This is a genomic window from Bacteroides cellulolyticus (assembly GCF_025567135.1).
Classification (GTDB): domain Bacteria; phylum Bacteroidota; class Bacteroidia; order Bacteroidales; family Bacteroidaceae; genus Phocaeicola; species Phocaeicola cellulolyticus.
This window is the reverse complement of sequence record NZ_JAOQJJ010000029.1, coordinates 18,240-31,627: the sequence shown is the minus strand read 5'-3', so window position 1 is coordinate 31,627 and position 13,388 is coordinate 18,240. Positions and strand designations below refer to the sequence as shown.

The 13,388-nt window shown below is 38.3% G+C and carries 4 protein-coding genes and 1 pseudogene; all 5 read right to left on the bottom strand.

Translation table 11 applies throughout. The features are described from left to right. Window positions 1-101 precede the first annotated feature (101 nt). Window positions 102-1,499 (bottom strand): annotated as a pseudogene (locus tag OCV82_RS14590) (glycoside hydrolase family 97 N-terminal domain-containing protein); the annotation flags it as partial. A 30-nt stretch (window positions 1,500-1,529) separates the two neighbouring features. Continuing rightward, window positions 1,530-3,746, bottom strand: coding sequence for a beta-glucosidase (locus tag OCV82_RS14585; RefSeq protein WP_154045084.1), 2,217 nt, complete (start codon window positions 3,744-3,746; stop codon window positions 1,530-1,532). A gap of 10 nt (window positions 3,747-3,756) precedes the next feature. Further along, the gene (locus tag OCV82_RS14580; RefSeq protein ID WP_154045083.1) at window positions 3,757-6,258 is read right to left on the bottom strand and encodes a glycoside hydrolase family 2 TIM barrel-domain containing protein; all 2,502 of its coding nucleotides are present in this window, start codon (window positions 6,256-6,258) and stop codon (window positions 3,757-3,759) included. A 3-nt stretch (window positions 6,259-6,261) separates the two neighbouring features. Then, the gene (locus OCV82_RS14575; RefSeq protein WP_154045082.1) at window positions 6,262-9,141 is read right to left on the bottom strand and encodes a TIM-barrel domain-containing protein; all 2,880 of its coding nucleotides are present in this window, start codon (window positions 9,139-9,141) and stop codon (window positions 6,262-6,264) included. A gap of 144 nt (window positions 9,142-9,285) precedes the next feature. After that, window positions 9,286-13,269, bottom strand: a complete 3,984-nt coding sequence (locus OCV82_RS14570) for a hybrid sensor histidine kinase/response regulator transcription factor (RefSeq protein WP_154045081.1) — start codon at window positions 13,267-13,269, stop codon at window positions 9,286-9,288. Between the last annotated feature and the right edge of the window lie 119 nt (window positions 13,270-13,388).

The window sequence follows — 13,388 nt, the reverse complement described above, 5'->3', positions numbered from 1 at the left end:
TAAGGACTCGCTTTTCTATTGTACAAACAGGGCACTGGCATCTGTAGGTACGAACTTATTTGTGAATTACTCATATGTATAAAATTAATTTTGAATAGTTACTTAAAAATCAAGTTCTCTGATGCAAGAACAGCTTCACTTCCTACATAGTTAGGGAACATTCTTTCCCATCCGCGAGGGATGGTACAACCGTGGAATATTATCATAAGTCCATGGTCATTAGCATCGCTTAGAATGTCTTCATATAACCCCATCATCTGTTGTTTGTCTCCTCCGAAGAAATCTACTTTAAGCCCTTTTACACCACATTCCTGTAGCCATTTCATTTCACGCTTGCGGTCTATAGAGTTGCTCATGCACTGTTTGGCGCATTGTGGGGCATCATTCCAATATCCGTTAGAGTTGTACCATACAAATACTCCTACGCCTTTGCTTTGGGCATATTTGAAAAGTTCTTCCATTCGTTTGCGTCCTATGTTTGTCTCCCATCCACCGTCAATGAGTGTAAATTCATATCCCATTTGTGCGGCAAGATCTATAAATTTTATCTGGTCATCATAGTTAATGCTTGGGTCTTGCCATACAATCCAGCTCCAAGTGGAACGTCCGAATTCATATTTCTGTGAAGGTTCGTACAATGGTTCAACAACATCAAAAGGAACTGTTGTTTCTACAATTGGTTTTAAGTTGTCTCCAACGGTTATTGTACGCCATGGAGTTTCTCCAGGAAGGGCTAGTCCAGGTGTAGAACTTCCAAGTCCGTTCATTTCGTTTTCATTAGGGAATGTTATTGTATAAAGTCCATTATCACTGGCATCGCTAAGATGTGAAGCACAATATTTGCTTCTTACTCCGGTTTCTGATACCAGTGCCCAGTTGTTTCCTATATGGAAAAGACACGGGAAAGTGTATCCTTCGCCAAATTGTGATGGAGTAGATATCGGTTCGTCCGGTTTATATTCTTCTTCGTAGCTTGGTCTTGCTCTTTTCCATCCAACCATAGGTTTACTTTGAGGGCAAATGAAAGTAGTGGTGTTTTCTGGAAAATCAAAGCCGGTAGTTTCAGATTTCATTACAATGGAAGCTCTTTCACCATGTTGTGGTATCTCATATCGGAAAGCTATGTCATTATTGCTGACTCTGAATACCACATCGAAAGGATGTTTATCTGCATTACAGAATGTAATCTTCAATTCGTTTGCATTATATTTTATGACCGAATGCTTTATTCTGTCTTGAACATAGGTCTTATTGATTGAAGATGATTTTTGTTCCACGTAAGATATGTTATTACTGAAATCACCTATATCGGTAATAAATCCAAGCGGAGAATTTTCTAGAATTATATTATTCTTATAAGTAACACTGTAAAATGGTTTACCTGATTTTACAGATATATCTACTTTTAAGTTTTTGTCAGGTCCTGTGACAGTTGCCTGTTGTGCTGACAGGAGAGAACATGATAAAGCAAGTGTACAGAATAGTAAATATTTGTTCATGTGTAATAGGTTTAAGTAATTTATAGTTTTTTATTTATATTCGAACTCTAAAACGCCTCGTACATCATCAGAAGCCGCAGCAACATAAGCTTTGAATTTTCCGGATTCTACTGTCCATTTCTGGGTCTTGTCATTAAAAAACTTCAAGTCATTAGCGTCAATGGTGAACTTGACTTCTTTTTCTTCGTTTGGAGCAAGTTCAACCTTGCAGAAACCTTTCAGCTCTTTTTCAGGGCGTAGAAGACTGCATTTTTCGTCTCCTATATATAGCTGCACGGTTTCTTTACCTTTAACTTTACCAGTATTCTTTACTTTGACAGATATTGTCAGTTCTCCGTTTTCAGATATTGATTTTCCTGAAATAGAAGGTTTTGAATAGGCGTAAGTGGTATAGCTGATACCGTGGCCGAATGAGTACAGAGGCTTTATGTTTTTAGTATCATACCAACGGTAGCCTACGAGGATGTCTTCCTTATATTCCTGTTTGATACTATCGCCAGGGTAACTCATTTCGCCATAATAGTGTGCCGGACAGTCTTCCAGTTTTACAGGATAAGAGAAAGGAAGTTTGCCGCTAGGATTTACTTTTCCAGTAAGGACATCAGCCAATGCTGATCCGCCTATAGAACCAAGATACCATGATTGTACTATTGAAGGTACTTCTTTTTCCCATGGCATTTCTACTGCGTTACCGCTTGTTATAACTACCACGATATTCTTGTTTACCTTCATCATTTCTTCGATTAATTCATCTTGTCCGAATGGGAGACCGAATGTCTTTCTGTCTCCACCTTCACAATCTTGGAAATGATTCTTGTTTAGACCTCCGATGAAAATTACCAGATCTGCTTTACCTGCTTTTTGTACAGCATCATTACGCAGTGAATCCATAGTAGCCTGTGGAATGACTTCTTCATTTCCGTACATAGGTCTTCCTGCCATATATCCTTGAGCAAATTCTATTTTTGTTCCGAACTCTTTTTTAAGTGCGTCAAGTGGAGTCACAACAAGTTTTGGTTTCAGCTCTGACGAACCTCCTCCTGCCATAAGATTTCTCACAGCATTATCGCCGACCACAAGTACCTTATTATATTTGTTCATATCTATCGGAAGAAGTGCGGGAGCTTTCTTTGATGATTTGTTCTTGAGAAGCACTATTCCCTCGGTAGCAATGTTGTATGCAGTTTTGTAATGTTCTTCGCTTGTAATTGAACCGAAAGGCTTTTCTCTGTTCATGGCTGTGCGGAATATAAGTCTTAATACGCGTGCCGCTTTTTCATTTACAACTTCCATTGGAATTTTTCCGTCCTTTACCATCTGCAGGTAATTCTTTCCAAGATAGTAATCGTCATAACCGAATTCAGACTCTGAAGTCAGCCCGTTGGTATATGACCCCATTTCTATATCAAGCCCGTACATTGCTGCTTCGTATGTGTCGTGTGCAGCTCCCCAGTCGGTAATTACACATCCGTCGAATTTCCATTCACCTTTCAGAATGTCGTTGTTGAGCAGTTTGTGATGTGTCGCATGAGTTCCTCTTACTTTGTTGTATGCTCCCATTATGCTCCATACTCCACCTCTCTCAACTGCAGCCTGGAAGGCAGGAAGATATATTTCGCGTAGGGCTCTGTCGCTCAACTGTACATCGATATGTCCACGCCATAGTTCCTGATTATTCAGTGCGTAGTGCTTTACACAAGCTGCCACACCGTTCTTTTGAACTCCCTGGATATATGGCACACATAATTCGGCTGCCAGATAAGGATCCTCACCCAGGTATTCAAAGTTACGTCCGTTCAAGGGAGTACGATAGATATTTACTCCAGGGCCGAGCAGTACATCCTTCTCACGATACCTTGCTTCTTCACCAATAGCTTTACCATAATCGGCTGCAAGAGTTGTATTCCAGCTGGCTGCAAGACAGGTCAATGCCGGAAAGGCTGTACAGCTGTCGCTTGTCCATCCTGCGTAACCCCAGTCATTCCAGTTTATTTCTGCACGTACACCATGAGGGCCGTCGCTCATCCAAAGCTCAGGAATACCCAAACGAGGGCAACCCGGAGAACTGAACTTTCCCTGTGCGTAGCTTAAATGTGTTTTTTCCTCAAGAGTCATACGTTTTAATGCGTCCTCTATCCTTAACTCTATAGGCTGTTTGTCATCCAGATATACAGGTATGTTGTTCTGTGCGTTTGTTGCTATATATGACAAAGCCAATAGACCTGTTGTAATAAATGTATTTTTCATGGTTATATATTTATTTTGATTTGATTTCTATTGTTGAGCTTTCCAAACCATTGGATTTTGCCGTTAATGTGGCTGTTCCTTTTTCTCCGTTATTCTGTAATACTACCAGACATTTTCCGTTAAATGCCTTGCGTTTATTGTCCTTGAAACGTTCCATTGATGTCTGGCAACCATTGTCAACACCGGCAATGAAAGCATTACCTTTAACTTCAAAATTAATAAGATTTTCAGAAATAGGACATAAATTATTGTCTTTATCCAGCACTTCCACAGTGACAAAACTCAAATCCTTTCCGTCCGCTGTTATGATATCTCTGTCAGGAGTAAGTCTTATCTTATGTGGAGTTCCGGCTGTATGTATTTCTTTTTCAGCAATAATGTAGCTATTCTTTCTTGCAACGACCTTAACAGTACCTGGTATGAACTTAACCCTCCATACCACGTGCAGGTTGTCCTCGTCTTTACTGCGTATTCCTTGCGACTCGCCATTTATGAAAAGTTCAACCTCATCGGCATTGTTGTAGTAGCACCACATATCTATTTCCTGTCCTTCAGTCCAGTTCCAGTGAGGGAACAGGTGCAGTACTTGTTTGTTTGTCCATTCTGCCTGATACAGATAATAAACGTCTTTAGGGAAACCTGCCAGATCGACGATTCCAAAGTAAGAACTTCTTGCTGGCCATCCGTATGGAGTAGGTTCGCCTATATAGTCAAATCCTGTCCAGATGTACTGTCCGCTGATAAAATCATTGTTTCTTACCAGTTTTATGTTTTCCTCGTGAGGGTTACCCCATGGAGCATGGCAGTTATCATATGAAGAACATGAGAAACTTTTATCATAGAAAGGTTTGTCCCAACGTTCAGGCCATATGAACATCTCATTACTAGGCATACGGTAGTATCCTCTTGTCATCAGAGCAGAATTACTTTCAGTAATAATGAAAGGTTTGCCTGGGAAGTTCTTTGGAACGTCAGGGATGTTGGCGTTATGATAGTTGTATCCTATTATGTCAAGGGCCCCTGATTTAAACAGGTGGTTTCCGGGATTAGGTTCATTGCATCCTGCTGTAACCGGACGTGTAGGGTCAAGTTCCCTAACGAAATCTGCAAGCTTTTTTGTCAGAAGTGAGTTTACACTCATTTCTCCGTCTTTAGCCAACATGTCTGCAGAGTGTCCGAAATTAAGTATAAGGTTAGCTTCTTCCAATGATAGAGTATCCGCTTTTGCATCGCTCCATTGCTCCAACACTTCGTTGCCTATACTCCATACGAATATGGAAGGATGGTTGCGGTCGCGTAATATAAAATCACGAAGATCTTTTTCATGCCATTCATTGAAGTATTTTGCATAGTCGTGCGAAGTCTTTTTCTTGCGCCACATGTCGAATGCCTCGTCCATTACAATGAATCCCATCTTGTCGCATAAGTCAAGCAATTCAGGTGCAGGCGGATTGTGTGAACAGCGGATACCGTTGCATCCCATCTCTTTCAGAATCTGCAACTGTCTTTCTATAGCTCTGGTATTTACGGCAGCTCCCAGACATCCAAGGTCGTGGTGCATACACACACCATTAATTTTAGTCTGTTTGCCGTTCAGAATAAATCCTTTTTCGGCATCAAACTTGAAATTACGTACTCCCGTGGTTGTGGTGTATCTGTCAATACATTTGCCGTCTTTGATAACTTCTGTGACGAGGGAGTACAAATACGGATTATCTATATCCCATAATTTAGGTGATGAGATATTCAGGGTGTGGCTTATATCGGATTTCTGTCCTGCAACAACAGAAACAGATGATTCCGTCTCGGCAACAACTGAGCCATCCATATCGTTCAGTATAGATTTCAGGGTTACTGTTTCATTGTTATTGCCTGAGTTTTGTACTGTGGTCACAATGTTTAAAGTCGCATTGTTGTTACTGATTTCAGAAGTTGTGACATAAGTTCCCCATTCGTCAACATGTACAGGGCTTGTTTTGGTCAACCATACATTTCTGTATATACCACATCCTGAATACCATCTGGAATTCGGTTGTTCTGAGTTATCTACACGGACTGCTATTACATTCTTTTCATTCCATTTCAGATATGGAGTTATGTCGTAACCGAATGAGATATAGCCGTATGGACGTTTACCCAATGATTGGCCGTTTATGAACACTTCACTGTTCATATATATACCGTCAAAATCTATTCTTATTATCTTGTCGGAATCTTCATTACTTGGGATAAATGTTTTTCTGTACCAACCTGTTCCTCCAGGTAAAGCGCCACCGCCTGTTCCCGATGGATTGTCCTTACTGAAATCACCTTCTATGGCCCAATCGTGAGGAAGGTTTAATACTCTCCATTCCTCATCATCGAAATCTGTTTCTGATGCTTTGGGATTGTCACTCAGAGAGAATGACCAGTTGTCATTGAAACATATCTTTTCCCTTGGGGATACAGATACAGAGCTGCATGCCCCCAGGAGCATGCAGCAAAATATACCTATGTATGTAAATAATTTCATTGATTACAATTTGACTGTTTGTGATTTACCGTCATACTTGACGATTATACCTTTTGATTTTTTGTCGAAAGCATCAGAGTTTTCCTTGTTCACTTTTACGATTTCGAACGTGCGTTCTTTCAACATTCCGTCGTATTCACCTTTTCTGTCTGATATTACAAGTTCTTTGGTGTTTTCATTATAATTTATCTCAATCATACTGTATTTACCCTGTTCGTAGTTGTAGTTTACACCTTCGTCTTCGTATAAAGTAAATGAAGCGTCGTCACCCTGATAAACATAAAGTTTTATATGTTCAGGCTGTTTTTCAGAAGTATATTGTATTTCTGGACCGAAAGGAATGATTGAACCGGCACGTACGAACAAAGGCATACGTTCGTATGGTGCGTCAACCAGTTTCTTTTCTCCTCCCTGCTGGAATTTTCCGGTATAGAAATCATACCATCCTGCAGATTTAGGGAAATATACCTCACGCTGGCGATCTCCATATTTATATACCGGTGATACCATGATTGACGGACCGAACATATATTGGTCGCCAATATTATTTACATTTGTATCGGCAGTGAAATCCATTACAAGAGGACGCATGATAGTGTAATCGTTGAACCAAGTCATACCTGCCAATGAGTAGATGTATGGCATAAGGCTATATCTCAGCTTAGAATAGTAAACTACGGAATTGTATGCCGGGTGTCCTTCTGGTGCTATTTCCCAGATTTCACGGAATGGATATTGTCCGTGTGCGCGGTATAGCGGACAGAATGCTCCGAACTGATACCATCTTGCATTCAGCTCCCTCCATTCCTTGTAGTCGGCATTTTCTGTCTTGTTCTTGTTCCACTGCTGCTGTCCGGCTACATATCTGTTTTCTACACAGAAACCGCCTATGTCCATGGTCCAGTAAGGAATTCCGCTTATAGCAAAGTTAAGTCCTGCCATAATCTGTGCTTTCATGTCTTCCCATCTTGTACCTATGTCACCGCTCCATGTGGCAGTTGAGTATCTTTGCAGTCCGGCAAATCCAGAACGTGTAAGCAAGAATACACGTTTGTTGTTGTCCACGCTTCTCTGACCGTCATAGATTGCTTCAGCGTTCATCAGTGCGTATGCATTGAAATACTCGGCAGAAGGGCCAAGTGCGGTAGGTCCGCACAAATCTTTTCTATATTGCAAGTCTGTACAGTCTCTCACATTAGGTTCGCTGGCATCCATCCACCATGCGTCTATACCCAACGGATAATAATGTTCATACATCTGATTCCAGAACAGCTTGCGTGCGTCTGCATCGTATGCATCGTAGAATCCGTAAGTATAACCGGGGCCAACCCAGTCCCTCAGGCTGTCTTTTACAGACTGCTGATAAATCCATCCGTTCTTGTCGAACTCTTTATAATGTTCGGTTGTAGTATAGAATTTAGGCCAAACTGAAATCATCATATGTGCGTTCATCGCATGTATTGAATCAACCATAGCCTTAGGATTTGGGAAACGGTTCTTGTCGAATTCATGGCTTCCCCATGCATCTTCCGGCCAGTGATTCCAGTCAAGCACGATATTGTCGATAGGAATATTTCTGTCTCTGAAACCTTTCAGTGCTCCCAGCATTTCATCAGCAGTGTTATATTTTTCCCTGCTCTGCCAGAAACCCATAGCCCATTTAGGCATGATAGGTGATTTTCCGGTAAGAGTTCTGTATCCGCTGATTACGTCGTCCATGTCGTCTCCTGCAATAAAGTAGTAGTCAAGCTGTTTTGTCATTTCGCTCCACCATGACTGCTTTCCCTGTTCTTCAGGAGTTACAGGGCTCATTACACGTAATCCTGAATAAGATACGGCACCGTCTGGCTTCCATTCAATTTTAAGAGGAACTCTTTTCCCTTTTTCCAGATTAACTGAGAATTTGTAGCTGTTAGGATTCCATGCTGTACGCCATCTTTCCGGTACTACCAGTTTGTTGTCAATATATACTTTTGTATAGCCGGCATAATATAAAATAAACTTGAATTCACCTGTTTCGGAGGGTTCAATCATACCTTCGTATGTTACGTTGGCTCCCATGAACGGGAAGTTCTCAGGAAGATTCACAACTTTAGATAAATCCTCTCTTTTCAGGTGTTCGAAATATAGCTGAGGCTCACGTCTGACTATAGTTTCTGATGATGCATTCTTCTCAGGAACGTATGTACCTGTAATCGCACCCTCAACACCTTCTTTGTCGTATAGTTTGAATACTTCTCCCAGTTGTGAATAGTCATTAGGATTTCCGAAACGGCATAGTGAATAGCTGTCCAGCAAAACACCATAGTTTTTATTAGATACGATGAAAGGTATTGAAACTTTAGTGTTGTACTGGAATAGTTCTTCGTTTTTACCTTTGTAGTTAAACTCTTCAGACTGGTGCTGTCCGAGTCCGTAGAATGCTTCATCTTTCGGCGATTCAAAAACTTGTCTTATAGAATATCCTTTTGTGCCTTCAATTTCTATAGGGGTAAAAGTCTTTCCTCCACCTTTGTTTTCCTGCAGAATTATCTCTCCTTTCTTGTTAGTAAACCATACTTCTCCCGTGGAACTTAACACGGAGGCGTTTATTTTCCCAGTAGAAACAATTACGGTATCTCCTTGTTGTTTAACAGTAAAAGGTATTTTTTTTGTTTGTGGAACAATTATCAAACTTTTAGAATCGGCAAATTTATTTTCCTTTGTAGCCGATACATGAAATAGTTTGTCACCCATTACTTCCATACGAACCAGATGTGCATCCGTTTCGTTTTTAGGTTTAACTTTAACTATTACGCCATAGTCTGTTTCTTCATAGACATTCGAACATCCGAATGACATCCCTACGGCAAGGAGACAATAAAAGATATTTCTCGCATTCATATACCCAAGTATTTAATTAGTTAATTCTATAAAACTTTTCTCATATGCAAAAATACTGTTTATAGTTAGGAGTTAAGATTTATAATGTTTTATACAAGGGTATTATCTTGTTCCTCAGAGGTCTGTTTGTTTCATACAAGGGTATTATTTGTTATTTTTCTCTTTTAACTGATATGCTGAAGGTAAAACTCCAAATTCATCCTTGAAATATTTGCTGAAATATTTGGGGTTGTTAAATCCTACCTCATAAGCAATCTCGGATACATATAACTGACTTTCGCGTAATAATTGAGCTGCTCTTTTCAGTCTGATTGTACGTATAAACTCTATTGGCGTTTTTCCAGTTATCTGTAATAACTTTTTATACAGATGTACTCTACTCATTCCAAGTTCGCTACTAAGTTCTTCAACTGAAAGTTCACTCCTAGATATATTGTCTTCTACGTATTTAATAGCTTTTTCTACTAGTTTTTCATCTAATGATGTTATTACTATGTTGCTTGGCGTAGGATCTATTGTTGAGTGTGATATTTGTTTGTAATGACTTAACTCAATCAATTTCCTGATACGTAATGTCAATACCGTCATGTTAAAAGGTTTGGTTACATAATCATCTGCACCTATTTCCAAGCCTTCAACTTTTGATTCAACAGCCTGTCGTGCAGTTAGTAATATTACAGGTATGTGTGCTGTTGGCTGATTGTTTTTTATTAGTTTGCATAGTTCTATGCCATCCATTACAGGCATCATTACATCGCTTATAATAAGATCAGGGCGTTTCTGTTGTATCATTTCCCATGCTTCTTCTCCATTGGATGCTATTTCAACATTGTATTGTAATTCTAAACTATGTTGCATGAAAATACGGAAATCTTCATTATCATCTACTATTAGTATTAATGGGAAGTCTTTACGGTCTGTTTGCTCTATTACTTTTTCTGTATCTTCATTATTTTTTTCATTTGTATTTTCAACAGCACTGACAATATGTTCCGATATTAAGTCTACATGTTTTACAGGAAGTTGTATTACAAAAACTGTTCCTGTCCCTATATTGTCGAATACTTCTACACTTCCATCATGTAAGTTTACAAAATCACGTACCAGGCTAAGTCCTATACCGCTACCTGTACTTTCTTCAATTCCTTTATGTCCAGCTTGATAGAATCGTTCGAAAATATGCTCTTTCTCAGAGTCTGGGATACCAATACCTGTATCTGATACTTTTATTTCCAGCATTTCCTGTGTTCCCTCAATGTGTTCTATCATGACAGTTACTCGTCCGCCGTCAGGTGTAAACTTAAATGCGTTTGAAAGTAAGTTAGTAACTATTTTACTTATTTTATCAGCATCGAATGCCATATGGAAATTGTCTATTCCTGAAAAGAAAAAGAACTGAATATGTTTTTTGTTTGCCATTAGCAGAAATGAGTTACATACTTCGCGAATATATGCTACGATATCACTTTCTGATAACGATAGAGTATGTCCTGTCATTTCACTTTTTCTGAAATCAAGTAGCTGGTTTACAAGTATCAGTAGGCGTTGTGCGTTTCTGTATATAAGCATGAGCATTGATTTTTGTGATTCATCTTTTGTACTTTTCAACAAGTCTTCTAATGGTGATATAATCAATGTCAGAGGAGTGCGAAGCTCATGGCTGATATTTGTAAAGAAACGAAACTTCATTTGGTTTATTTCTTCATTTTTTACAGCCTCTTGTTCTATTTGTTGTAAACGGAATTTTTCACGCTCACGTTTTAAAATCATTTTACGTGCTGATAACAATATACATATTGCTATTAAGGTATAACATGAATATGCCCACCAAGATAACCAGAAAGGAGGATGTACCACGATTTCCAGTTTTGCAGTTTCTATACTTTCATATCCGTCGCTGTTTATGGCTTTTACATTTAAAATGTATTTTTTCGGGGTTAAATTTGTGAATGTAAGCCTGTTTAATCCTACAGGCAATGTAAGCCATTCATCATTTACACCTTCCATTTTGTATTTATAGCATGTTTTTTCTGGTAGATTATAATTGTCTGAACTTAATTCTAATGAGAATATATTTTGTGTATTTTTAAGTTCTACTTTTCTTGTTGAGTTTATGTCTTTAGTCAGTATGATATTGCCATTGTATTCTACTCCAGCTTCAATCTTCTGATTAAACAGATATAATTCGGAAAACATTATTTTAGGAGGTATTGTGTTATAATGTATTTTATCAGGATTAAATGTGTTTAGTCCATAAAGTCCTCCTGCAATAATCGTACCGTCTTTCAATGTCTTAATTGCCCTTAGATTGAAATCGCAGTTTTGTAGTCCGTCTTTCTCATTGTAAATGTGTGATTCGAATACATATTCTCCGTTTGCATCTTTTGATACCTTTATGTGGATCATGTGACGTGTAGATGTAACCCAGATATCGTGATTATTATCTTCTGTTATACCCGATATGACTTCGCCCTCTGCATTTGTTGTTTCTGTAAAATTTGTAGTTGCGTGACGTTTTCTGTTATACATTTCAAGACCTTCGTTTGTCGCTATCCATATTAATCCACGGCTGTCACTATATACCTGACTTACACCATGTCCGCTTAAAGATGTATTTCTGATTGTCTCTTTTAATTTGAGTGTTTCCAGATCTACTAAAGCTAATTGTGACTTTCCTACTACAAGGATATTGTCTTTTGTTACGCATAGTGATGGTACCATCCCATTTATTTCATCGTACTTGGTAAGTTTGTTGCTTTTCATATCAATATATTGGATTCCTCCGTCTAAGAAACCTATCCATAGCTTTCCGTCAGCTTCTGCCATAGACCACACGTTATTGCCCAATAACCCGTTATTGTTTACTGTGTATTTGGTTAATCCTTTTATGTCAAGACTGTACAGACCATTGTTGAATGTGCCTATCCATAATCTGTTATCACTTGTCTTTAATAGTGAAACTATGGGTGAGGTAAAGTTGTAGTGTTTTTTTACTTTCGCCTCTTCGATATTCCATAAAAGTAGTCCATCATTATTTGTTCCTAACCACACATGCTTATCATCGGCCTGTTCTACGCATGTAATATCACCAAGTTCATACATGTTGAATTTGAACATACTTTCGCTATAATATGAAATACCTTTTTTATATGTTCCAATCCATGTTGTTCCATATTTGTCTGTATATATTTTGTAAACGGTGTTATGTGATAAACTGCGGGTATTATTTTTATCATTTACAAGATTTGTTAAATGACCAGTTTTTTTATCAAAAACATCTATGCCTCCGTAGTCTTTGCCTACCCATATTCTACCAATGTTATCTTGTGAAACTGAATGTATAATATCATTCTGGCTTTTCCATGGTTCTTCCAAATCGTGTCTCCATTCGTCTGAAACTGTATCATATACATATAAATTTGAATTATTGGAAATCCAAATGCACTGTTCTTTATCTACGAATAATGAATAAAATGCTTGTTTCCCGTTCATTTGAAGAGATATTTCATCCTTTATCCATTTAGGTTTCATCTCAGACGGGTCAATGCAGACAAGTATTCCGTTGTTGTATTGGAATAAAATTCCATCGTTACATTCATTGATAGCGCTGACACCAAATTCAGGCAATCCAAAGTTATATAATGAAACGAATTTTGTATTATTATTTTTGTCATAGCGATAAAAACCTTCCCATCCTACAAAGAACCATGTCTGTTCATTTGAATCTACATAAATACATTCAGGTAAACCATTGCTGCCTAGTTTTTTCATAAAACTTCTGGTATCGTTATTGAACTGGTTGGCCGCTTTATCGAACATAGTGTATCCTGTCCCCATTTTTATCCATAAATTTCCATTGGGACTTTCTATTATTTCTTTTACGTAATTGTCAGGAAGTGAATGTTTATCATCATGTAAATGACGGAAAACCTTGAATGTATATCCGTCAAAACGGTTCAGTCCGGCGTTGGTTCCGAACCACATAAAACCGTCTTTGTCTTTCAATATGGCATAAACTGAATTGTTGGATAATCCGTCAGCCACTTCAAGGTGTTTGAAATTGAAAGGTTGCGAATACAAAGAAACGAATATAATCTGCCATAATATGACCAAAGACAATCTTTTCATATAAATCAATTTATTTTTTTATTTTACAAAAGAAATAAAAAGTAAGCAAAAAACCAAAATCGTAACAACTATATATAATTAATTGCCCGACTTAAAAATAATTTAAGCCGGGCAAAACA

What these genes read in the sequence shown, in the direction of transcription:
- OCV82_RS14570 (WP_154045081.1), bottom strand. Translation starts at nt 13,269, where the DNA reads ATGAAAAGATTGTCTTTGGTCATATTATGGCAGATTATATTCGTTTCT.
- OCV82_RS14585 (WP_154045084.1), bottom strand. Translation starts at nt 3,746, where the DNA reads ATGAAAAATACATTTATTACAACAGGTCTATTGGCTTTGTCATATATA.
- OCV82_RS14580 (WP_154045083.1), bottom strand. Translation starts at nt 6,258, where the DNA reads ATGAAATTATTTACATACATAGGTATATTTTGCTGCATGCTCCTGGGG.
- OCV82_RS14575 (WP_154045082.1), bottom strand. Translation starts at nt 9,141, where the DNA reads ATGAATGCGAGAAATATCTTTTATTGTCTCCTTGCCGTAGGGATGTCA.